The sequence below is a fragment of the Amycolatopsis plumensis genome (assembly GCF_042652605.1).
Taxonomy (GTDB): Bacteria; Actinomycetota; Actinomycetes; order Mycobacteriales; family Pseudonocardiaceae; genus Amycolatopsis; species Amycolatopsis plumensis.
The window spans coordinates 3,798,674-3,820,598 of the sequence record NZ_JBHSJY010000001.1 but is presented as its reverse complement, the minus strand read 5'-3'; the positions used below and the strand labels follow the sequence as shown (position 1 = coordinate 3,820,598).

Below are 21,925 nucleotides of genomic sequence, written 5' to 3'. Positions count from 1 at the left end.
CGCAGGCGTGGGTCCCGAGGCACCGCCGGACTGGCTAGCTGCCGCAGACCCGGCCGGGTTTTCGGCCTGTCCGCCGCCCGCAGCAGGCACCGGCTGGGTCGGGTCGGCGGCGGTCGGTTCGCTCCCACTCGGGCCGGTGGATTCCCGCCTGAGGTCGCCCTGGCTTGCCGTGGGCGGGGTCGGGGCTGCCTGGCCGGGACCACGGGCCTCGGGTTCTTCGCGGGGGCCGGGGGTGCTTCCGGTGGGGGGTTCTGCGCGTGGGGGCATATTGCCCGCGACGCTAGCAAGTTCGGGTCGCGCGGGAGCTCTCGGCGGGGCGCGAGTCGTCGGATGCGCTTAAACCCTCTTCGGCAATTCGTTATTCCGGCTCGTGACCCCTCCAGAGGCCCCGTTGGGCCTTTTGGCGGGCCTTCACCACCCCTTCGGCCTGTAAGGCAAGTCACACCGAACGCCGTAAACCCCCTCTAACTTTGGGTGATTTACACAGGTGAGAGGGCCGCCGGTTCCACTCGAACGGCCCACAGCGGGGGCACGTCTTGCCGACAGCGGTACCCCTTCGTTACTGTCCCGGGGTCCCCATTACAGTCAGGTCACGAAGTAGGACGCCGAGCAAACCACCCCCGAGGTTGGCTCACCGGGTTCCCCCGCCCGCAGTCCTCGACCCGGCTCCCCGACGATGGAAGGCCCTGTCTTGGCTTCACACCGCTCCCCCGGCGGCCAAGCTCCTTCCCCGGCACTGAAGGACGCGCTCGAAGGCGCGGTCGTCCGTGTCCGGGGTGCGCACCGCATCGCCCCGCCCTCTTCGGCCCTTCGCGGCCGTGTCGTGGTTGCCGCTGTTGCGGCTGGTGCGTTCGCCGCCGCTGCTGCGGGCTCGACCCTCAAGACGGTCACCGACTCCAACACCGCCGTCACCCCCCTGGCCAACAGCCAGGACGCCAGCGCTTCGCTGACCGCGGGAGGTGCGGGCTCCGGGGGCGCCCCCGAGCTCCTGCCGACCGGCCACGCCGTCGACGCCTCCGCCGAAGCCGCCAAGCTCGCCGACAGCGCCTCCGTCACGCAGGCCCGCGAGCAGCGCGAAGCCGACGCCGCCAAGAGGGCCGCCGAAGAAGCCTCCCGCCCCAAGACCTGCCTGCCCGCGCACGGCACCTTCACCTCGGGCTTCGGTGCCCGGTGGGGCACCAGTCACCTCGGCATCGACATCGCCAACGCCATCGGCACGCCGATCTACGCCGCCTCCGACGGCACCGTGATCGAGGCCGGCCCGGCCAGCGGTTTCGGCCTCTGGGTGCGGATCCAGCTCGACGACGGCACGATCCAGGTCTACGGCCACATGAACAGCTTCTCCGTCAAGGAGGGGCAGAAGGTCAAGTGCGGCCAGCAGATCGCCGAGATCGGCAACCGCGGCCAGAGCACCGGCCCGCACCTGCACTTCGAGGTGTGGCAGAACGGCACCAAGAAGATCGACCCCCGGCCCTGGCTGGCCGCGCGCGGCATCGTTCTCTGATCCGTTCGCTCCCGGCACGGGACCAGGCACCACCAGCACGCCCGACAGCGGAAGCCCGGCCGTAGAGCATCCTCCTGCTCCGGCCGGGACAGCGCGGGCAGCCGCCACCGGCGAAGGGCGCTGAAGGCACGCGCTCCGCCGAGCCGCTCGGGTGCTGGAACCGGTCACAAGATCAAGGTTCACCGCCAGGGGCCAAACACAAACAACCGGATCGGGTACGTCTTCCCCGGCGCCCGACGAAACGGGCCGCACGACACCACGCAGGTCCGGCGAGTTCGCCGCTCCTCGGCGGAAGCACGTGCCGGGCTCACGGCATTCCGGACGCGAGACACCCCCGGCATCCCGGCGAGATGGGGCACCGCGACTCGGCGACGACGCGAGGAGCGCTTCAGGCCGAGCCGAGACCCGCCGGAGGACAGAGACCACTCCGGAGCCCGGAAAAAGCGCCCACAGGCGGCTCAGCGGCCGCAACCGCCTATCGCTGTCCGCCCGGTAACCGCCGGATGAAGTACGCCACCGCGACCTGCCACACCGTGCACAGCTCCGCCGGCCGCCGGACCGGCAGCCAGCCCCACGGCACAGCTCCCCCTGCGCCCCCCGCGGAGCGGACACGCGCGGCACTGCGGGCTCTGGTCGTCCAGCGGCGTCCCCGGCCGCAGGTGACACAACGCCCGTCCGCACCGAGCTCGTGCTGCCTGAGCAACGCTCGCCAGGCGGCGGCCAGCCGGCACGCCTCCGCTCCCGCACGCGAAGAGCTTCCCGAAGCCCCCGAAGGCTCCCGACCCCGATCCGGAACCCTCGTCCCCAGGACTCCTCGCAGATATTTCTGTACCCCTTCGGCCAACAGGCCAAACAGCACCGCGTCCACACCACACTACCCCCTCCGTCGAACCTTTGTTCGATCGCAGGGTCAGTTGTACCGGGTGGGTACGACGATTCCGGCGGCGATCGGGAAGATCGCCGCCGGATTCACTCGGACGAGTGGCTAGAGCTTCACCATCGGCACGCTGCCGATCAGCATCAGGCGGACCTTGCCCGCCTGGCCGAAGTCGATCGTGGCCGTCGCGCGCGGGCCGACGCCGTCGCACGAAATCACCGTGCCCAGGCCGTACTTGTCGTGGCTGACGCGGTCGCCGACGTCCAGCTTCAGCGCCACCGTGTCCTTCCAGCCCTTGCCGAACGAGGGCGTGCCCGACGAAGACGGCGAAGAGGACCGGCGGCCGCCCCACGTGGTCGCCGCCCGCGGGGTGCCGCGCGAACCGGAACCGAACGAGCCGAAGCCGCTGCTGGAGGGCTCCAGCCGCCGCCAGTCGACCAGGTCCGGCGGCAGCTCGTCGAGGAACCGCGAAGCCGGGTTCATCGACGGCTGGCCCCACGCCGAGCGCGTGATCGCGCGCGAGACGTACAACCGCTTCCGCGCGCGCGTGATCGCGACGTACGCCAGCCGCCGCTCCTCCGCCAGCTCGGTCGGATCGCCGAGCGCCCGCATGTGCGGGAAGACGCCGTCCTCCCAGCCGGTGCAGAAGACCACCGGGTACTCCAGGCCCTTCGCGGTGTGCACGGTCATCAGCGTGACCACGCCCGCGCCGCCGTCGCCTTCCTCGCCGCCGTCGGGCGACGGCACCGAGTCGGCGTCCGCGACCAGCGAAACGCGCTCGAGGAACGCCGGCAGCGAGCCCGGCGCCGGGACGCCCTCCTCCACGACCAGCTCGGCGTTCTCGTCCGCGACGACCTCGGCGGTGATCTCGGTGAACTCCCGCGCGACCGTGACGAGCTCGTCCAGGTTCTCCACGCGCGTGTGGTCCTGCGGGTCTTCCGACTCCTCGAGCTCGACGCGGTAGCCGGTCTGGTCCAGCACCGCTTCCAGGACGTCGTGCACCTCGGCGCCGTCCGAGACCAGCGCGCCCAGCTCGTCGAGCAGCGCCACGAACCCGCCGATCGCCTTGACCGAGCGCGGGTTCAGCAGGGGCACCTTGCCTTCGACGGCGTCCCGCAGTGCCTGCGCGAAGGAGATGCGCTCGCGCTCGGCGTGCGTCGCCACGACGGCTTCGGCGCGGTCGCCGATGCCGCGCTTGGGGACGTTCAGCACGCGCCGCAGGCTGACCGTGTCCTCCGGGTTCGCCAGCACGCGCAGATAGGCGATCATGTCGCGGACTTCGCGGCGCTCGTAGAACCGCACGCCGCCGACGACCTTGTACGGCAGGCCGAGCCGGATGAAGATCTCTTCGAAGACGCGGGACTGGTTGTTGGTGCGGTAGAAGACGGCGACGTCGGAGTAGTCGGCTTCGCCCTTCTCCGCCAGCGCGTCGATCTCGCCCGCGACGAACGCGGCTTCGTCGTGGTCGTTGTCCGCGACGTAGCCGACGATCTTCTCGCCGTCGCCCGAATCCGTCCACAGCCGCTTCGCCCGGCGGTTCGGGTTCCGCTCGATGACGGCGTTGGCCGCGGACAGGATCGTCTGCGTGGAGCGGTAGTTCTGCTCCAGCAGGATCGTGTGCGCGTTCGGGAAGTCCCGCTCGAACTCCTCGATGTTGCGGATCGTCGCGCCGCGGAAGGCGTAGATCGACTGGTCCGCGTCACCGACGACGACCAGCTCGGCCGGCTCGACACCCGCCTCGTTCGGCGCCGTCCCGGCCAGCTCGCGGACCAGGGTGTACTGCGCGTGGTTCGTGTCCTGGTACTCGTCGACCAGCACGTGGCGGAAGCGCCGCCGGTAGTACTCGGCGACGTCCGGGAACGCCTGCAGCAGCGAGACCGTGCGCATGATGAGGTCGTCGAAGTCGAAGGCGTTGGCCTGGTTGAGCCGCCGCTGGTACTCGCCGTAGACCTCGGCGACGCGGCGCTCGAGGTCGTTGCCCGCGTTCGCCGCCGCGGTCTCCGGGTCGGTGAGCTCGTTCTTCAGGTTCGAGATGTGCACGGCGAGCGTGCGGGCGGCGTAGCGCTTCGGGTCGATGTCGAGATCGCGCGCCACCAAGGTGATCAGCCGCTTGGTGTCGTCGGAGTCGTAGATCGAGAAGCTCGACGACATGTCCAGGGTTTTGGCTTCACGGCGCAGGATCCGCACGCACATCGAGTGGAACGTCGACACCCACATCGCGTTCGCGCGGCGCCCGACGAGCGCGGCGACGCGCTCGCGCATTTCGGCGGCGGCCTTGTTGGTGAACGTGATGGCCATGATTTCGCCGGGGTGCACGCGGCGTTGCCCGAGCAGGTAGGCGATCCGGCGGGTCAGCACCCGGGTCTTGCCCGATCCCGCGCCCGCCACCACCAGCAGCGGGCCACCGGCGTGGGTGACGGCTTCGCGCTGGGCGGGGTTGAGGTCGTCGAGCAGCTCGGCCTGCCCGCCGGCGGCGGGCTTGCGCACAGGGGTCGCGGCGGGGAGATCGAAGAGGGTGTCCATCGTGCGTCCACGCTACCCCGGGCGGCCCGGGGCCCGGTAAACCGCGCCGGGTCCGCGGGGCGGTGCTTCGGCGGGGAGCGCCAGGAATGACCCATTCCTGGCTTTAGACGCAGTGAATGACTCATTCCTGGCGTGGGACGCAGTGAATGACTCATTCCTGACGTCCGGCCCGGCGCCGGGTACCGCGGAGGGCGTAGCCGCAGGTGTCGCCCGGCACCTGACGCGCGGCGGCCCCGGCGCGCGGAACATCGGCGGACATGGAAGACACCAGCTCCGCCCGCATCCGGGCCGCCGACGCCGATCGTGACCGCGTCGCCACCGCCGTCCAGACCGCCGGTTCCGAAGGCCGGCTCACCCTCGACGAGGTCGAAGAACGCCTCGGCCGCGTCTACGCCGCGCGGTTCACCGACGAACTCGCCGCGCTCACCGCCGACCTGCCGCGGCCCGCGCCGCCCTCGCCCGGCTTCCCGCTGAGCCGGGAGGCGCTGCGGCGCCATCCCGCGCTGCGCGTCCACCTCGCCGTGGTGGTCGCGATCGCCGTGCTGGTGATCGCCCGCTGGGCCGTGCTGGGCGCCGGGTTCTTCTGGCCGGTGTTCCCGGTGTTCTGGCTCGGCGTGAGCCTCTTTGTTCATGCTCGGGTGCGCTCGGTCCGGGAGCGCGTCCGCCCCGCTGTGCCATACTGACCGCATGCGGCACCACGCGAAGCGATTTTTTTACGGGACCCGGACTCCGGCTCCCGTGATCGCGTAGTGCCCGAACCGCCATCACGCCAGCCCCGGAGTCCACGGACCCGGGGCTGTCGCCGTCCCTGGGGCCGGATCCGGGTCTCGAGGAAGAGGTCCCGATGAACGCACACGCGACGAACGCCGACGGACAGCCCGCCGAGCACACCCCCGCGGGCGACGACATCGCTGCGCTCCGCGAGGAGATCGACCACCTGGACAAGGAGATCCTCCGGCTCGTCAAACGCCGGGTCGAGGTGTCCAAGACGATCGGGGCCGCGCGGATGGCCGCCGGCGGCACGCGCATCGTCTACAACCGCGAGATGGACGTGCTCGCGCGCTACCGCGAACTCGGCCCGGACGGCCGGCAGCTGGCCATGGCGCTGCTGAACCTGGGCCGCGGGCGGCTCGGCCGGTAACGGTTGCGGCGAATTTCGGGGTCTTCCCCGAGGCACCGGCGGGCGGGATGCGGGCAGACTGGGGTCATGGATTGGCTCGTGAACCTCATCGCCGTCATCGTCGCGCTCGCGAGCGTGCTGGCCGCGCTGGGCCATGTGGGGTATCTGGCGCTGCTCAACAACGCGGCGGGTAAGCGGGCCGGCGGCGCTCCGGTCGCGCAGTACGTCAAGAGCAGGTGGGCCGTTGCCGGCGGTACCACCGCGGCTTCCCTGTTCGCCTGGTTGCTCACGGCCGGGGGACCGACGCTGGACGTCTTCGCGATCATCGTCGCCGCCGGTAGCGGCGTGGTGGCGACGAAGGCGCTGCAATCCACGCGCGATCGTTACCGCACGGGAGGCTGAAACCCCTGATCAGGGGCGATGGCCCTGCGTGAAACTTCGCAGCGTCACCATCGCCCGTTCGGTCGCGCCCGACCGAGTGAAACCTCTGCAACTTGCAGGTTTGGGGGCGACTTTCTCCACCGGATGCTCCTAGGGTTGACGTTGTGAGGACCCTTGCGTCTGGGTCGGGCGATGCCCGGGGGACGCGCGGGGGCACTGGCCCCGCGCGCCTGCCGTCGCGTGCGCGTGCATTTGCGCAGTCCTTTGCGCAGTATTCCGAACGGGATTCCGCGCGTGAGGATGCTCCGATCGGGTCGTCCCGCCGCCGGACGGCGTCAGGACCGCACGGCCGGGTGGTCGAGCCCACATGAGCCAAGGCACGGAGTTCCACGGACACGCCGCGATGCCCGCCCACCCGGGGCGGCACCGGCGTGGCGGCGCGGAAACCTGGACGCCACCGCTGCCCCAGCACCGCCCCGTGCGGCACCACGCCGCGGGCGTCGCGCCCGAGCCCGGTTCGCCGCCCTTGCCGAGGTACGAGCCGCCCGAGCCCGGGTTTCCGGTGCGGTACCGCGGAACGGCCGAGGTCGGCTCGCCCCCGTTGCGGCGGCGGGCGCCGGGCCAGGAACCCGGCTACCCGGCACGGTTCCGCGGAACCGCCGAGCCGCCGGAGGGTGGCGCTCGCCCTTTCCGGCTCCGAGCCTCCGATTCCCGTCCGGGCGAACCTCCGGTGCCCGGTTCGCTTCCGTGGGCGCACCACCCCCCGGAGGCCGCCGACCGCCCTTTCCGGCCCTGCTCCGCCGCTCCCGAGCCGGCCGATCCGCCGGTGCGCGGACTGCTGCCGCTCGATCCGCCGTTGCTGCCGCAGCCCCGGAACCGGCGGCCCTCCGCTCCCCTGTTCCCCGCCGCACACGGCAGCCTCCCCCTCGACGCCTTCGACCAGGACGAAGACGAAGAGGACCAGGACGAGGCCCCCGTCACCGAAAGCCACGCCGAGCAGGCCGCCCGGCGCACCCGCGTCTCGCTGGCCGCTCCTGCGCCACGGAACGTCGACCTCGACGAAGACGACGTCCGCATCTACTCCGCGCCGCCGCTCGACGAGCTCGATGAGCTCGGCGGGCTCGGCGGGTTCGCCATCGGGTCCGTCCCCGCGTCGGTGACGCCGCCGAAGACCTGGAAGAAGGCCGCCTGGTTCGCCACCGGGGCCTCCGGAGCCGTAGTCGTCGGGCTGCTCTGCGCCGGCTCCTTCCTCGTCGGGAAGCCGCCGGTGGACCAGGCCGTGCAAGGCGCCTGGCCGGGCTACCAGGGCGCGCCCACCATCGCCGATCCCACCGGCGAGCACCGGCCGCCCACGCAGGGCGGCTCCGCGCCCGGGCCGGAGAGCCCGTCCCGGCCGGAAGACGATGCCGCCGCCGGCGAGCGTGGCAGTGGCGCCGGGCCGGTCGACAGCGTGACTCCCCCGCCCCACGCCGGCACCCACACCGCGCCCGACACGACGACGACCGGCCCCGCCCGGCCGAGCGCGACGCCGCGGAAGCCGCCGGTCACGCCCGCCCAGCGCGAAACCCCGGTCAAGCCACCGTGGTGGTACTCCTTCCCGCCCGACGCCCAGACCATGGGGGACAACTCGGAGAAGTTCTTCAACACCGTCACCACCGACCCGTCCGCGGCGTCGGCGGTGACCACCGGCCGGCTGCACGACGAGGGGCCGCAGGCGCTCGCCGACCGCTACGCCGGCATCGCCTACTTCGAAGTCAAGAAGGTCAGCATCGACCAGCAGCGCGGCGTCACGGTCAACACCGTCGAAGTGACCCACACCGACGGGACCAAGACCGTCGAGGAGCGCACCCTGACGTTCGGCGACGGCGACAAGATCACCGCTGACGGCCAGTAGCCGCACCTGCACGTGCGGTTCGCCCGTTCTGATGCACGTGCGGTGCGCCGAGCGGTTATGCCTGGTCCGGGTGGGTGACATAAGCTGCCGCTCGTCGTGTGGCGACGGCATTCCGGCGACAGAGCCTGGTGGTCGCCGTCCGCACAGGGTTACCTGACGACAACGAATCCGGAGACCGGCCACGAGTCGGCCGGCCGGACCAACGGGAGCCCGGCCGAACGGCCGAGTGACCGTCCCCGGAACCCAGAGCGAGGACTTTCGTGCTTGATCGGCAGCGCACACGGCGTGAGTCACCCCACGCCGTCCGCGTCGAGGACGTCATCCCGGCCGAGATCCTGGACGGCGTCGCCGACGCCGACCGCGACCACCTCGAGCAGGTCTTCCGCGACCCACAGCGGTTCCTGCCGTCGCGGCCCGAGCCGGTCCGCGAGCCGGAGCAGGCCGAAGACGACGGCGAGCCGGAAAGCCGGTTCGCGCGCCGCGCGAAGCTGACCGGGCTGGTCGCCGCGGGCGCGCTCGTCGCCGGCGCCGTGGTCGCCGCGCCGATGCTGACCAGCTCGCACCGCGCCGCCACCTCCTCCGGCGGCCAGTCCACGCCCGCCGGGTTCACCGGCGCGGCGGAGCTCGGCGGCCTCGCCGTCCCGCAGCACCAGGCCGGTGGCAGCGCGCCGGAGCGGCACAGCCCGGTGACGCCGGGGACGCGCGCCGAGGACCCGCCGTCCAGCCAGCCGGCGAACGGCACCCCGCGGTCCCAGCCGGCCCCGGCCGCCACCACCCCGGTCCCGGACAAGGCGGCCGACGCCCGCAGCGCGAGCCGCAAGATCCAGGCCGTCAAGGAGTTCTACGCCAAGATCGCCCGCGACTCGGCGGGCGCGCTGGCGCTGCTGAGCCCGGCGCTGGTCGACGGCACGGCAGGCGAGCTGGTCCGCACCTGGAGCTCGATGGACGCCATCGACGTCCAGGAGGCGGACACGCAGATCAACCCGGACGGCTCGATCCTCGCGGTCGCGACCCTGCACCGGCCGGACGGCGCGCTGGTGCGCGTCACCCAGCTGTTCCGGGTCGCCGACGCCGGTGGGCTGATCACCGAAGCCCAGCTCGTCTCCGCCCAATACATGTAGCCCACGGCGACCACCCCTTCACCCCAGGTTCAAGTGCCCGTGCCGGATTCGTGTGCGCAGAGTGAGCGCCTAGCCTTGTCACGGGCCGGTCTCGGAAAAACCGGCTCAGAGCCCACGACATGTGCATACGCTCCAGCGAAGCGGCGTGTTCGCGGCCGCGTCACCAGGCATCGAACCGCACGCCCTGGTGAAGCCGGAGCCCAAAGGGAGGTCGCGTGAGCGACGAGGGTCGTCTGGTCGCCGATCGGTACCGCATCGTCGGCCGGATCGGCACGGGCGCGATGGGGGCCGTCTGGCAGGCGCACGACGAGGTCCTGGGCCGCACCGTGGCCATCAAGCAGCTCCTGCTCCAGCCGCACCTGGACCAGCACGACGCCGAGGACGCCCGCCAGCGGACGATGCGCGAGGGCCGGATCGCGGCCCGGCTGCACCACCCCAACGCGATCTCCGTCTTCGACGTCGTCACCGACGACAACGGCCAGCCGTGCCTGATCATGGAGTACCTCAACTCCACCAGCCTGGCCGCCGTGCTGCAGGAGCGCCGCACGCTGCCGCCGACCGAGGTGGCGCGCATCGGTGCCCAGGTCGCCGCGGCGCTGCGCGAGGCGCACGCGGTCGGCATCGTGCACCGCGACATCAAGCCGGGCAACATCCTGCTCGGCGGCAACGGCGTCGTGAAGATCACCGACTTCGGCATCTCCCGCGCCAAGGACGACGTCACGGTCACCAAGACCGGGATGATCGCCGGCACCCCCGCCTACCTGGCCCCCGAGGTCGCCATCGGCGGCGAGCCCGGCCCGGAGTCCGACGTCTTCTCCCTCGGCTCCACGCTCTACGCGGCGTGCGAGGGCCAGCCGCCGTTCGGGCTGTCCGAGAACACGCTGAGCCTGCTGCACGCGGTCGCGGCCGGGCAGATCAACCCGCCGCGCCAGTCCGGGCCGCTGGCCAGCGTGCTGGCCGTGCTGCTGCACCCGGACGTCGAACACCGGCCGACCGCCGAGGAGTGCGAAGAGCTGCTCGCGGCTGTCGCCCGCGGCGAGACCCCGCTGGGTGGCCCGGCCGACGAGACCATGATGGCGCCGTCCGCCGGCGTCCTCGGCGCGGCCGCCGTCGCCGACCCGAACGCGACGCAGATGTTCGACGAGATCCCCGCGGGTCACTCGGGCACGCTGCTCAACGGCGGCGGCGCCCCGACGCAGGCCGTGCCGTTCTACGACGAGGACGACTACCCCGAGGCCACCGGCTACCCGGAGAACGACTACGACGGGTACGACCAGTACCACGACGACCAGCACGCGGCCGGCGGCGTGCCGCCCGGGTTGGCCGCCACCCGTGCCGTGCCGGTCCCGCCGCACGAGCACGACGGGTACGAGGACGACTACGACGATTACGACGACCCGGAGCCGCCCCCGGCGCGGTCGCGGCCCCAGCTGAGCCCGGTCGACGAAGACGACAAGCCCGGCGCGTGGAAGCGCCCGGCGATCATCGGCGGCGTCGTGGTCGTGGGCCTGGTCGCGCTGGTCGTCTGGCTGCTGAGCCCGAACAACCCGGAGGCACCGGCCGCGCCGGTGCCCAGCACCAAGCCGTCGCCCGTCGCCACGTCAGGGTCGGAGCCGGAGCCGTCGTTGTCGGAGACGCCGTTCAGCACGGCGGAGGTGCCGCCTCCGGTGAGCGAGACGACGTCGTCGTCGAAGCGCGCGACCACGTCGAGGGCCAGCGAGACGCCGACGACCACGCCGTCGAAGTCGACTCCGAAGACGACGCCGCCTACGGAGTCGACGCCGGAAACGACGCCCACCACGCCGGTGACGCAGACCCCTCCCCCCACGTCGTGACCCGAGGTTTGTCTTGAGTTCTGAAGGCACCATCGTCGGCGGCCGGTTCCGGCTGGACCAGCCGATCGGCCGCGGCCGCGCGGGCATCGTGTGGCTGGCGTTCGACACGCGGCTGTTCCGCACCGTCGCGATGAAGCGGATGTACCTGCCGGTCGGTGCGGGTGAGCGTGCCGAGCAGGCGCGCGCCGCCGCCATGCAGGAGGGCAAGGACGCGGCCCGGATCGAGCACCCGTGCGCGATCAAGGTGTTCGACGTGCTGCCGGACGGCCAGGACGTCTGGCTGGTGATGGAGTACATCCCGTCGCGCAGCATGGCGACGTTCCTCGCCGAGCACGGCCGGCTCACCCCCGACCAGGCGGCGCAGCTGGGCATCCAGCTCGGCAACGCGCTGGCGGCCATCCACGCGGCCGGGTTCGTGCACCGCACCCTCGAGCCGGGCACGGTGCTGCTGGCCGACGACGGCGGCGTCAAGCTCACCGACATCGGGATCAGCGGCGGCGGGCCGAGCCCGGCGTACGTGGCTCCCGAAGTCGCGCGCGGCCTGCCGGGCACGCCGGCGGCGGACGTCTTCTCCCTCGGCGCGACGCTCTACACCTCCGTGGAGGGCGTGCCGCCGTTCGGGGACGACGGCCAGTCGTCCGAGCGCCCGCCGCAGAACTCGGGCGTGCTGACCGAGGCGCTGCGCAAGATGCTGCGCGCGGACCCGAACACGCGGCCGACGATGGCGGACACCGTCCACTCGCTGAAGGCGATCACCGAAGGCCGGGAAACCGCGTTCATCCCGCCGACCGCGCCGGCGATGCCGACCATGCCGGTCGGCTGGCCGGCGGGGCCGGGCGGCCCCCCGATGCCGCCCCCGGGCGCGCCGATGCCCTCGGGCCCGCAGTTCCAGCCGCAGTACCCGATGACGCCGCCGCCGGGCTACGCGCAGGGGGCGACGCAGCAGATCCCGCCGGTCCCGCCCGCACCCCAGGCCACGCAGTACGCACCGCCGCCCGCCGCCGCGCCGCAGCCCGCCGAGCAGTGGAACCTGCCGGTGTCGAAGAAGACGCTGGTCACCGTGGCCGCGATCCTCGCCGCGGTGCTGGTCGGCATCCTTGTGACGGAGCTGTTCTTCGTCTAGGCGACCTTGGCGGTCGCCGCGCGCATGGCGGCCAGCAGCGTGCGGACGGCCGGGTGGTCCGAGGCCCGCGACGCGACCGCGGCGTGGATCGCGCGGACCGGCTCCGGGTGGCGGATGCGGCGGACGACCACGCCCGGGTGCTGCGCGCCGAGCCCGAGCTCGGGGATCAGGCCGACGCCGATGCCGGCGGCGACGAACCCCTGCGCCGTCTGGTAGTCCTCGGACTCGACCACGATGTTCGGCGCGAAGCCGGCGGACGCGCAGGCGCCCTGCAGGATGTCGCGGCAGATGCCGGGCAGGCCGTCGACGCCGACCCAGGGCTCCTCGGCGAACTCCGTGAGGTCCAGCACGCGCTTGCGGGCCAGCGGGTGCGCCTTCGGGAGCACGGCCCGGTACGGATCGTCGAGCAGGTGCACCAGCTCGATGCCCTTGGCGGGCGGGGTCTGGCGCGGGAAGACGGTGATCGCCACGTCCGCGTCACCCGATTCGACGTCCAGGATCGGGTCGTCGAGCTCGACCAGCTTGAGGTCCAGGCGCACGCCGGGGTGCTCGCGGCGGACGGCGGCGATGGCGGGCGGGACGAGCGACGCGCCGGCCGTCGCGAAGTAGCGGATCGCCACGCGGCCGGTGCGGCCCTCCTTGAGCTCGGTCAACGCCGCTTCGGCCTTGGCGAGCTCGGTGCTGAGCGTCTCGGCGTGCTCGGACAGCAGCGCCCCCGCCGCCGTCGGCCGGACGCCGCGGCCGACGCGCTCGAGCAGTTCGGTGCCGGCCTCGCGTTCCAGCGCGGACAGCTGCTGGCTGATCGCGGACGGCGTGTAGCCGAGGTTGCGGGCCGCGGCGGTGATCGACCCGCTGGTGATGACGGCGCGGAGGACCTGCATGCGGCGGACGTCGAGCATGGCCCCGATCGTACAGCTCAGCTTAAGTGTTCGTGCAGTTAATTTCGCTTGTCCTTACGTCTGGTCCGGGCGAAGCTGACCTCGGCTGTCGAAGGAGGACTGGGGTGGGCGAGACGAAGACCCTGCTCAGGATCGGTGCGCTGGCGCTGATGTGGGGCTCGAGCTTCTTCTGGATCAAGCTGGGGCTGGGGATGTTTTCGCCGGTCCAGCTGGTCCTGGCGCGGCTGGTGCTGGGCGCGGCGATGCTGCTGGTGCTGTGCCGGCTGCAGCGGGCGCGGCTGCCGCGTGACCGCCGGATGTGGGGTCACCTGGCGGTCGCGGCGTTCTTCCACAACGCGCTGCCGTTCCTGCTGTTCGCGATCGGCGAGACGACGGTCGATTCCGGCATCACCGGCGTGCTGAACTCGACGACGCCGCTGTGGGTGCTGCTCGCTGCGCCGCTGATGGGGACGTCGTCGCGGATGACCGCGGCGAGGCTGACCGGGCTGGTCGTCGGGCTCGGCGGGATCCTGCTGATCTTCGCGCCGTGGCAGGCGTCGGGCCTGCTGAGCTGGGGCGCCCTGGCGTGCCTCGCGGCCGCGGCGAGCTACGGCTTCGCGTTCGTCTACGAAGGCAAGTACCTGTCTTCCTCGGAGTCTTCGCCGTACGCGATTTCGGCCGGGCAGATGCTGCTGGCCAGCGGGATGCTCGTCCTCGCGCTGCCGGTCGGCGGGTTCACGCCGGTGCACGTGTCGACGGGGCCGCTGCTGGCCGTGCTGGTGCTGGGCATCGGCTCGACGGGGATCGCGTTCGCGCTCAACTACCAGCTGCTGGCCAGCGAGGGCGCGGTGGCGGCGTCGGTGGTCGGGTATCTGCTGCCGGTCGTGTCGGTGCTGCTGGGGGCGGTGTTCCTGGGTGAGCAGCTGCACCTGCGGGTGATCGCCGGGATGGTGGTCGTGCTCGGCGGGGTGGCGCTGACGCGGATTTCCCAGCGGGTGCCGTCGGCGGAGCCGGCGATGGAACGCGTCTAGACGAGGCGGCGGTCGGAGGCCCAGCGGGAGAGCTCGTAGCGGTTCGACAGCTGGGTCTTCCGCAGGACGCTCGACACGTGCGTCTCCACCGTCTTCACCGAGATGAACAGCTCCGACGCGATCTCCTTGTACGCGTACCCGCGCGCCAGCAGCCGCAGGACGTCGCGCTCGCGCGGCGTCAGCAGGTCCAGCTCCGGGTCGTTGATCGGCGCCGAACCCGGGCGGTCGGCGAACGCGTCCAGGACGAAGCCCGCCAGCCGCGGGGAAAACACCGCGTCGCCGTCCGACACGCGGACCACCGCGCGGACCAGTTCCTTCGACGAGATCGTCTTCGTCACGTAGCCGCGGGCGCCCGCGCGGATGACCGCGATGACGTCCTCCGCCGCGTCGGACACCGAGAGGGCCAGGAACACCACGTCCGGCAGCTCCGGGCGGACGCGACGCAGGACTTCGGCGCCGCCGCCGTCGGGCATGTGGACGTCGAGGAGCACCACCTGCGGCTTCGTGCGCGCGATGCCGGCCACGGCTTCGGCGACCGAACCGGCCTCGCCGACCACGCGGACCTCGTCGGTGATCGAGTCGAGCTCGGTGCGCACCCCGGCGCGGAACAGCGCGTGGTCGTCGACGAGGAACACCTTGACCGGTTCACGCTGGTTGTCCGTCACGTCGTCGAGCATAGCCGCCTCACGCCGCTCCCTTGCCCGCTTTCACCGGCATGGCGAGCTGCACTTCGGTGCCCTCGCCCGGCGCCGTGCGGACCTTGCAGGTGCCGCCGTGGCGGGTCATCCGGCCGCGGATCGAGTCGGCGAGGCCGTGGCGGTCGTCCGGGACGAGGTCGGGGTCGAAGCCCTTGCCGCGGTCGCGCACGAACACCGTCACCGACGTCGGCTCGACCTCGGCGTAGACGCTGACTTCGTCGACGCCGGCGTGCTTCGCGGCGTTCACGATGGCCTCGCGGGCGGCCTGGACCAGTGCGACCAGCGATTCGTCCAGCTCGGCGTCGCCGACGACGACCTGGCCGACCGAGATCGCGAAGGTGTCCTCGACCTCGCCGCACGCCGTCGCGAGCGCTTCGGACAGCTGGCCGGTCGCTTCCTCGACCTTCTCGGCGGGCTTGCCGTAGCCGTTCGGGCCGTAGAGCCAGCCGCGCAGCTCGCGCTCCTGGCTGCGGGCCAGCCGCGCGACCTCGCGCGGCGACTCGCTCTGCTTCTGGATCAGCGCGAGCGTCTGCAGCACGGAGTCGTGCAGGTGGGCGGCGATCTCGGCGCGCTCGTCGGTGCGGATGCGGGCCTTGCGCTCGTCGGAGAGGTCCCGGACCAGCCGCAGCCAGAACGGCACGGTCAGCACGGCGACCCCGATGAGGGTGGCGATGACGGCGATGAGCGCGAACTGGACCTGGTCGAGGGTGCCGCTGCGCAGCACGACGACGGTGATGCCGGTGATCACCAGCGCGACGCCGGCGACGATCCGGATCGCGGCCGACCAGCCGCCCCCGCCGAGGAACGCCCCGGCGAAGCCGTCCTTGGCGCCGACCCGCCAGCGACGCCGCTGCGACTCGTCGGCCTCCCGCCAGACGACCGCGAGACCGATCATGGCGACGGCGAGCGGCACCGCGACCCAGCCACTGATGAACCCGGTGAGCGTCCCGCTGGCGACGGCGAGGCCGACACCCAGCGCGATCAGGCCGAACGCCTGCTGGCGCTCCTTCGGCTTCGGCGCTTCCGCGGTTTCCTCGGACTGCTGCTGGACGAACACCCAGAGCAGGCCGTAGGCGAGCAGCCCGGCGCCGTTGAGCGCGGCGAGCAGCGCGAACGCCGTCCGCACCCACAGGACCGGCACGCCGAGGTGGTCGGCGAGCCCCCCGGCGACCCCGGCGATGGCCCGCCCGGAGCGGCGCCGGAACATCTTGGGCGCAGCCGACTCCGTCGTGGTGGGCGTGATCGCCTGCTCGGCGGTGACGTGGTCGAGGGACTCCTGCACGCCGTCCATGGTCACACGCACCGGCAGGCGGTTCCATCGGGGAAACCCCTGATCCATCGGCCCAGGGGAAACCTCAGGGACCATCCCGGATGTCCGGCCGCGGCGGGTGCCGCATGCTTCTCGGTATGAGTGGTGCGAGCGAAACCCGGTCGCCGAAGCCGGGTGCCCTGAACGGCTTCGAGGAGACCGTCAAGGACTTCTGGGTCAGCCGGCCCCGGCGGCCGCACTCCGGGCGGAAGCTGGCCGGGGTGGCCGCCGCCATCGGACGGCGGTACGGGATCGATCCCGTCGTCGTGCGGATCGGGCTGGTGGTCGCGACGATCTTCGGCGGCTTCGGCGTTCCCTTCTACCTGCTGGGGTGGCTGTTCCTGCCCGGCGAGAGCGACGAGGTCTCCGGCTTCGAAAGCCTCATCGGGCGCGGCCGGTCGTCGGTGTCGCCCGCGTTCGCCGTCGTGCTCATGGTCCTCACCGTCCTCAGCGCCGGCGGCTCGATCAGCGGCTCCTGGTTCGACGGCGGCGGGCTGATCAGCTGCGCCCTCATCGCCGCCGCGCTCTACCTGCTGCACCGCAGCCGCGGCCACGAGAACCGCCCCGCGCCGGTTGCCGCGCGGTCGTCGTACCCGGCCTTCACCGGAAACGGAGCCTTCACCATGACCGACACCGCCGAGGCGCCCTCACCGGCGCGCGGCTGGGACCCTCTCGCCGCCGACCCGGCCGGCTGGGACCTCCCCGACGCCCCGTCCGCGCCGGAGCCGCGGCCCACGCCGCCGCTCTCGGTCGAGGCGCCGCCGCGGCGGCCCCGGTCGAAGGTCGGGTCCGCGACGTTCGCGCTGGCCGTGCTGACCGCCGGCGGCGGGGTGCTGGCCGGCCTCAACGGCGCCACCTGGTTCGACGCGCAGCACATCGTCGGCCTGGTGCTCGGCGTGGTCGGGATCGGGCTGGTCGCCGGCGCGTTCGCCCGCGGCGGCCGCGGCCTGATCGGGCTGGCCATCCCGCTCGCCATCGCCGGGCTGGTGCTGACGTCCTCCCCGTTCAAGGACTTCGACGTCCGCGGCGGCCTCGGCGACCTCGACCCGACGCCGCAGTCGGCGGCCGAGCTCCAGCCGCTCTACCAGCACGCGGCCGGCGACATCCGGCTCGACCTGACCCGGCTGCCGGCCGGGGCGCCGTACGCGACGGCCGTGTCCAACGGCGCCGGCGACACCACGGTGATCGTGCCCGCGGACGCCGACGTCACCTTCGACTGCCACACCGGCGCGGGTGAGGCGTCGTGCTTCGGCCGCTCCGCGGAAGGCATCGGCCAGCCCGCGGTGACCGGCACGGACAACGGCCCCGACGGCGTCGGCGGCCAGAAGATCACCCTGAAGGTTTCGAACAACGTGGGCAACGTGGAGGTGCGGCGTGGCTGACCAGAACCCCTACGCCTACGACAACCCGGCCGACACCCAGCCCGCCAAGCGCGGCGGCCTGGACGTCTTCACCCTGATCATGGGTGTCGCGACGCTCCTGGTGTCGGCCTACGTGCTCTCGGACGGCGCGAGCTGGCTGCCCTCGTTCGACTTCCGCTGGGTGATCGCCGGCGGCGCGGTGTTCGTGGGGCTCATGCTGCTCGGCGCGTCGTTCGGCAGCAAGCGGCGGCGCTGACCACCCGAAGGCCCTCGAGGCCCCGGATCCCACGCCGGGGCCTCGAGCCTTGTCTACAGAGGACTCATTCCCACTCGATGGTGCCCGGCGGCTTGGACGTCACGTCCAGCACCACCCGGTTGACCTCCGCCACCTCGTTGGTGATGCGCGTGGAAATCCGCTCCAGGACCTCGTAGGGCAGGCGCGTCCAGTCCGCGGTCATCGCGTCCTCCGACGACACCGGCCGCAGCACCACCGGGTGCCCGTACGTCCGGCCGTCGCCCTGGACGCCGACGCTGCGGACGTCGGCCAGCAGCACCACCGGGCACTGCCAGATACTGCGGTCCAGCCCGGCCGCCGTCAGCTCCTCGCGGGCGATCAGGTCCGCCGCGCGGAGGGTGTCGAGACGCTCCTGGTCGACCGCGCCGATGATCCGGATGCCCAGGCCGGGGCCGGGGAACGGCTGGCGCTGCACGATCGTCTCGGGCAGGCCCAGCTCCAGGCCGACCCGGCGGACCTCGTCCTTGAACAGCAGCCGCAGCGGCTCGACCAGCTCGAACTGCAGGTCCTCCGGCAGGCCGCCGACGTTGTGGTGGCTCTTGATGTTGGCCGTGCCCTCGCCGCCGCCGGATTCGACGACGTCCGGGTACAGCGTGCCCTGGACCAGGAACTTGTAGTCGCCCTGGGCCTTGAGGTCGCGCTCGGCCTGCTCGAAGACGCGGATGAACTCGCGGCCGATGATCTTGCGCTTCTGCTCCGGGTCGGTGACGCCGGCGAGCGCGTCGAGGAACCGCTCGCGCGCGTCGATGGTGACCAGGTTGACCCCGGTGGCGGAGACGAAGTCCTGCTCGACCTGGGTGCGCTCGCCCGCGCGCAGCAGCCCGTGGTCGACGAACACGCAGGTCAGCCTGTCCCCGATGGCGCGCTGGACCAGCGCGGCCGCCACGGCGGAGTCGACGCCGCCGGAGAGGCCGCAGATCGCCCGGCCGTCGCCGATCTGGTCGCTGATCCGCTTGACCTGCTCTTCGACGATCGACGACGTCGTCCACTGCGGCTCGATGCCGGCGATGTCACGCAGGAACCGGCGCAGCACCTCCTGGCCGTGCGGCGAGTGCGCGACCTCCGGGTGGTACTGGACGCCGGCGAAGCGGCGCTGGACGTCCTCGAAGCCGGCCACCGCGGCGCCGTCCGAAGAGGCGGTGACGACCGCGCCTTCGGGGGCCTTGGTGACGCTGTCGTTGTGGCTCATCCACGCGGGCTGGTGCGCGGGCAGGCCGGCGTGCAGGACACCGCCGTCACCGGTCACGCGGACCTCGGTGCGGCCGAACTCGCGGACGCCGGTCGGCTCGACGACCCCGCCGAGCGTGCTGGCCAGCAGCTGGTGGCCGTAGCAGATGCCGAACATCGGCACGCCGGCTTCGGTGAGCTTCGGGTCCATGCCCGGCGCGCCTTCGGCGTACACGCTGGAAGGACCACCGGAAAGGATGATGGCCGAGGGGTTCTTCGCGAGGATCTCTTCGGTGGACGCGCTGTGCGGCACGACCTCCGAGTAGATCTGTGCCTCGCGGACGCGCCGGGCGATCAGCTGCGCGTACTGCGCCCCGAAGTCCACGACGAGAACCGGACCGGTGGGGTTGGGCACCTGGCGACCTCCTGGCGAGAAGCGGGATTCCCCACCATCGTCCCAGGTGAGCCCGGTCACCCGGGATTCAGGGCCGTCGCTGTCCTCGATCGGGCCTACGGTGCCCGGTATGGCGGTGAACTGGACGAAGGAACTGACCGATCAGCTGGGCTTCCACTGGGAGGTGCACACGCGTCCGAAGCTCGAGGGGCTCACCGACGACGAGTACTTCTGGGAGCCGGTCGCGGGCTGCTGGACCGTGCGGCCGCGGAAGTCCGACGACGAACCGGGCACGGGCCCGTTCACCATCGACTGGGCCTACCTCGAGCCGACACCACCGCCGGTCACGACGATCGCCTGGCGGCTCGGCCACCTCCTGGTCGGGGTGCTGGGCGCGCGGATCGGGTCCCACTTCGGCGGCAAGCCGATCGGCTACGACACCTACCCGTACCCCGGGACGGCCGCCGAAGCGCTGTCGGAGCTCGACAAGCTCTACGCGCAGTGGGTCGCCGGGGTGCAGTCACTCGACGAAGAGGCCCTCGCGCGGCCGTGCAGCCCGGCGGAGGGCCCGTACGCGAAGTACCCGATGGCCACGCTCGTGCTGCACATTCACCGCGAAATGATTCACCACTGCGCCGAGATCCTCCTCCTGCGCGACCTCTACCGCAGCCGGTCGTGAGTGAGAAACAGTGTTCTAACCCTGTTTCTCACTCACGACAAGCCGCGGCAGAAGGCAGAAGCCGAGGGCCATGCCGAGCAGGGCGGGCAGGCCGTGGTTGTCGTGCAGGGCCGTGTCGACGACGGCCAGCACGGGCAACGCGAAGGCCAGCACGCGGAGCTGCACCGGCGGCACCACGCCGTAGCGGCGCGAAGCCATCATGACCACCGCCGTCAGTGCGCCGAGCAGGCCCGCCACGCACATCGAGTTGCCCGCGCCGACCGGGTTGAGCCAGACATAACTGACGAACTGGCCGAACAGCCCGCACCCGAAGTACAGCAGCAGCCACCGCGCGCGGCCGAACACCCGCTCGGCGAACGCGCCGACCACAGCCAGGGTGACCAGGTTGAACACCAGGCCGAGTGCCCGGCCGTCCTGGAAGAACATGCCCGTCACCAGGCGGTACCACTCGCCGTTGTCGATGCGTGCGGCATCGCGGTGCACCGCGTCGTACAGCGGCGGGTGCACCAGCTGCGCGATCCCGCAGGCCAACGTCACCGCGAAGACCGCCGCGGTCAGGTACGGGCGGCGGTGCACCGGGGCGAGGGCCGCGAACGGGTTGCGGGATGCGGGGCGCGTGGTCATGGACGAAAATCTAGGCGCGTCACCGCGGCCGCACCCCGTCCGTTTGTCACGTTCCGCCCAGGGAAAGGCACATGCATGCGAGCGACAGTCATCTACGGCGCCGGTGACGTGCGGGTGGAAACGGTCCCCGACCCGAAGCTGGTGGAGCCGACCGACGTCATCCTGCGGGTCGTGCGGTCCTGCATCTGCGGCAGCGACCTCTGGCCGTACGCCGACATGGCGCCGAGCGAGCACGGCCGCCGCATCGGGCACGAGTTCCTCGGGATCGTCGAAGAAACCGGCGCGGACGTCGCCACCGTCGCCAAGGGCGACCTCGTCATCGCGCCCTTCGTCTACTCGGACAACACCTGCCAGTTCTGCCGCGAAGGCCTGCAGACGTCGTGCGTGCACGGCGGCTTCTGGGGTGCGAAGGGCGTCGACGGCGGTCAGGGCGAAGCCGTGCGGGTGCCGCAGGCCGACGGCACCCTCGTCAAGGTGCCGCACACCGAGGACGACGACCTGCTGGCGTCACTGCTCACGCTGTCCGACGTCTTCCCGACCGGCCACCACGCCGCCACGAAGGCACGCGTGAGCGCGGGCCAGAACGTCACCGTGATCGGCGACGGCGCGGTCGGCCTCTCCGCGGTCTTGGCCGCGAAGCGCCTCGGTGCCGAGCGGATCGTCCTCATGGGACGCCACCGCGCGCGGACCGACCTCGGCCGCGAGTTCGGGGCGACCGACGTCGTCGCCGAGCGCGGCGAGGAGGGCATCGCGAAGGTGCGCGAGCTGACGAACGGCGAGGGCACGCACGCCGTTCTCGAATGCGTCGGCACCAAGCCCGCCTTCGAGATGGCCGTCGGCGCTGTGCGCGCGGGCGGTGCGGTCAGCCGCGTCGGCGTCCCCCAGTACGAAGAGGGCCCGATCGGCCCGGCGCTGTTCCGGCGGAACGTCACCGTCACCGGCGGCGTCGCCCCGGCCCGGCACTACATCCCCGAGCTGCTCCCGGACGTCCTCGACGGCAAGTACCAGCCGGGTCGCGTCTTCGACCGGACCATCGACGTCGAAGGCGTGCCGGACGGCTACCGCGCGATGGCGGACCGCGAAGCGCTGAAGGTGCTCATCAAGCCGTGAC

At 72.1% G+C, this 21,925-nt stretch carries 19 protein-coding genes; 13 read left to right on the top strand and 6 right to left on the bottom strand.

Going from position 1 to position 21,925, the window contains the following annotated elements; translation table 11 throughout:
- Positions 1 to 823: 823 nt before the first annotated feature.
- Entirely contained in the window at positions 824 to 1,504 is a 681-nt protein-coding gene (locus tag ACFPLC_RS18505; protein ID WP_378189175.1) for a M23 family metallopeptidase, read from the top strand.
- Positions 1,505 to 2,489: 985 nt separating this feature from the next.
- Here ACFPLC_RS18505 and pcrA read toward each other — a convergent pair.
- The gene (gene pcrA / locus ACFPLC_RS18500; protein ID WP_378189176.1) at positions 2,490 to 4,904 is read right to left on the bottom strand and encodes a DNA helicase PcrA; all 2,415 of its coding nucleotides are present in this window, start codon (positions 4,902 to 4,904) and stop codon (positions 2,490 to 2,492) included.
- 257 nt (positions 4,905 to 5,161) lie between these two features.
- On the opposite strand from pcrA, the gene ACFPLC_RS18495 reads away from it, so the two are divergent.
- The 7 genes from ACFPLC_RS18495 to ACFPLC_RS18465 all read left to right on the top strand — a co-directional run bounded on the left by ACFPLC_RS18495 (position 5,162) and on the right by ACFPLC_RS18465 (position 12,378).
- Positions 5,162 to 5,587: a DUF1707 SHOCT-like domain-containing protein gene (locus ACFPLC_RS18495; protein WP_378189177.1), complete on the top strand. Its 426-nt coding sequence runs from the start codon at positions 5,162 to 5,164 to the stop codon at positions 5,585 to 5,587.
- 161 nt (positions 5,588 to 5,748) lie between these two features.
- Positions 5,749 to 6,045: a chorismate mutase gene (locus ACFPLC_RS18490; RefSeq protein ID WP_176173200.1), complete on the top strand. Its 297-nt coding sequence runs from the start codon at positions 5,749 to 5,751 to the stop codon at positions 6,043 to 6,045.
- 66 nt (positions 6,046 to 6,111) lie between these two features.
- Complete coding sequence (locus ACFPLC_RS18485; protein WP_086844131.1) at positions 6,112 to 6,426, top strand: hypothetical protein; 315 nt, start codon at positions 6,112 to 6,114, stop codon at positions 6,424 to 6,426.
- Positions 6,427 to 6,772: 346 nt separating this feature from the next.
- A complete protein-coding gene (locus tag ACFPLC_RS18480) occupies positions 6,773 to 8,299 on the top strand; it encodes a hypothetical protein (protein ID WP_378235868.1) in 1,527 nt (508 codons plus the stop codon).
- A 260-nt stretch (positions 8,300 to 8,559) separates the two neighbouring features.
- Positions 8,560 to 9,420, top strand: a complete 861-nt coding sequence (locus ACFPLC_RS18475; protein WP_378189179.1) for a hypothetical protein — start codon at positions 8,560 to 8,562, stop codon at positions 9,418 to 9,420.
- Between the two features lie 215 nt (positions 9,421 to 9,635).
- Positions 9,636 to 11,255, top strand: coding sequence for a serine/threonine-protein kinase (locus tag ACFPLC_RS18470; RefSeq protein WP_378189180.1), 1,620 nt, complete (start codon positions 9,636 to 9,638; stop codon positions 11,253 to 11,255).
- Between the two features lie 13 nt (positions 11,256 to 11,268).
- Positions 11,269 to 12,378: a serine/threonine-protein kinase gene (locus ACFPLC_RS18465; protein ID WP_378189182.1), complete on the top strand. Its 1,110-nt coding sequence runs from the start codon at positions 11,269 to 11,271 to the stop codon at positions 12,376 to 12,378.
- Here ACFPLC_RS18465 and ACFPLC_RS18460 read toward each other — a convergent pair.
- The gene (locus tag ACFPLC_RS18460) at positions 12,375 to 13,277 is read right to left on the bottom strand and encodes a LysR family transcriptional regulator (protein ID WP_378189183.1); all 903 of its coding nucleotides are present in this window, start codon (positions 13,275 to 13,277) and stop codon (positions 12,375 to 12,377) included. The genes ACFPLC_RS18465 and ACFPLC_RS18460 overlap by 4 nt on opposite strands.
- Positions 13,278 to 13,381: 104 nt before the next feature.
- On the opposite strand from ACFPLC_RS18460, the gene ACFPLC_RS18455 reads away from it, so the two are divergent.
- On the top strand, positions 13,382 to 14,287 hold the full coding sequence (locus ACFPLC_RS18455) for a DMT family transporter (protein ID WP_378189184.1): 906 nt from the start codon (positions 13,382 to 13,384) through the stop codon (positions 14,285 to 14,287).
- Here the strand turns inward: ACFPLC_RS18455 and ACFPLC_RS18450 are convergent.
- Positions 14,284 to 14,964, bottom strand: a complete 681-nt coding sequence (locus ACFPLC_RS18450) for a response regulator (RefSeq protein ID WP_013222701.1) — start codon at positions 14,962 to 14,964, stop codon at positions 14,284 to 14,286. The genes ACFPLC_RS18455 and ACFPLC_RS18450 overlap by 4 nt on opposite strands.
- Positions 14,965 to 14,971: 7 nt before the next feature.
- Positions 14,972 to 16,282, bottom strand: coding sequence for a PspC domain-containing protein (locus ACFPLC_RS18445; protein ID WP_378189582.1), 1,311 nt, complete (start codon positions 16,280 to 16,282; stop codon positions 14,972 to 14,974).
- 110 nt (positions 16,283 to 16,392) lie between these two features.
- On the opposite strand from ACFPLC_RS18445, the gene ACFPLC_RS18440 reads away from it, so the two are divergent.
- Together ACFPLC_RS18440 and ACFPLC_RS18435 are read left to right on the top strand one after the other, a co-directional pair.
- Complete coding sequence (locus tag ACFPLC_RS18440) at positions 16,393 to 17,676, top strand: PspC domain-containing protein (protein ID WP_378189185.1); 1,284 nt, start codon at positions 16,393 to 16,395, stop codon at positions 17,674 to 17,676.
- Entirely contained in the window at positions 17,669 to 17,911 is a 243-nt protein-coding gene (locus tag ACFPLC_RS18435; RefSeq protein ID WP_378189186.1) for a hypothetical protein, read from the top strand. Before ACFPLC_RS18440 ends, ACFPLC_RS18435 begins: the two co-directional genes overlap by 8 nt.
- 64 nt (positions 17,912 to 17,975) lie before the next feature.
- On the opposite strand, the gene guaA is transcribed toward ACFPLC_RS18435, so the two are convergent.
- Complete coding sequence (guaA, locus tag ACFPLC_RS18430) at positions 17,976 to 19,532, bottom strand: glutamine-hydrolyzing GMP synthase (RefSeq protein WP_378189187.1); 1,557 nt, start codon at positions 19,530 to 19,532, stop codon at positions 17,976 to 17,978.
- A gap of 109 nt (positions 19,533 to 19,641) precedes the next feature.
- Between guaA and ACFPLC_RS18425 the strand changes: the two genes are divergently transcribed.
- Positions 19,642 to 20,190: a DinB family protein gene (locus ACFPLC_RS18425; RefSeq protein ID WP_378189189.1), complete on the top strand. Its 549-nt coding sequence runs from the start codon at positions 19,642 to 19,644 to the stop codon at positions 20,188 to 20,190.
- A 15-nt stretch (positions 20,191 to 20,205) separates the two neighbouring features.
- On the opposite strand, the gene ACFPLC_RS18420 is transcribed toward ACFPLC_RS18425, so the two are convergent.
- A complete protein-coding gene (locus ACFPLC_RS18420) occupies positions 20,206 to 20,814 on the bottom strand; it encodes a rhomboid family intramembrane serine protease (protein WP_378189190.1) in 609 nt (202 codons plus the stop codon).
- Between the two features lie 75 nt (positions 20,815 to 20,889).
- Between ACFPLC_RS18420 and ACFPLC_RS18415 the strand changes: the two genes are divergently transcribed.
- Entirely contained in the window at positions 20,890 to 21,924 is a 1,035-nt protein-coding gene (locus ACFPLC_RS18415) for a zinc-dependent alcohol dehydrogenase family protein (RefSeq protein ID WP_378189191.1), read from the top strand.
- Position 21,925 lies beyond the last annotated feature (1 nt).

Coding starts and splice junctions, on each gene's coding strand:
- pcrA (WP_378189176.1), bottom strand. CDS start 4,904: ATGGACACCCTCTTCGATCTCCCCGCCGCGACCCCTGTGCGCAAGCCC.
- ACFPLC_RS18495 (WP_378189177.1), top strand. CDS start 5,162: ATGGAAGACACCAGCTCCGCCCGCATCCGGGCCGCCGACGCCGATCGT.
- ACFPLC_RS18480 (WP_378235868.1), top strand. CDS start 6,773: ATGAGCCAAGGCACGGAGTTCCACGGACACGCCGCGATGCCCGCCCAC.
- ACFPLC_RS18425 (WP_378189189.1), top strand. CDS start 19,642: ATGGCGGTGAACTGGACGAAGGAACTGACCGATCAGCTGGGCTTCCAC.
- ACFPLC_RS18450 (WP_013222701.1), bottom strand. CDS start 14,964: ATGCTCGACGACGTGACGGACAACCAGCGTGAACCGGTCAAGGTGTTC.
- ACFPLC_RS18485 (WP_086844131.1), top strand. CDS start 6,112: ATGGATTGGCTCGTGAACCTCATCGCCGTCATCGTCGCGCTCGCGAGC.
- ACFPLC_RS18490 (WP_176173200.1), top strand. CDS start 5,749: ATGAACGCACACGCGACGAACGCCGACGGACAGCCCGCCGAGCACACC.
- ACFPLC_RS18420 (WP_378189190.1), bottom strand. CDS start 20,814: ATGACCACGCGCCCCGCATCCCGCAACCCGTTCGCGGCCCTCGCCCCG.
- ACFPLC_RS18415 (WP_378189191.1), top strand. CDS start 20,890: ATGCGAGCGACAGTCATCTACGGCGCCGGTGACGTGCGGGTGGAAACG.
- ACFPLC_RS18440 (WP_378189185.1), top strand. CDS start 16,393: ATGAGTGGTGCGAGCGAAACCCGGTCGCCGAAGCCGGGTGCCCTGAAC.
- ACFPLC_RS18460 (WP_378189183.1), bottom strand. CDS start 13,277: ATGCTCGACGTCCGCCGCATGCAGGTCCTCCGCGCCGTCATCACCAGC.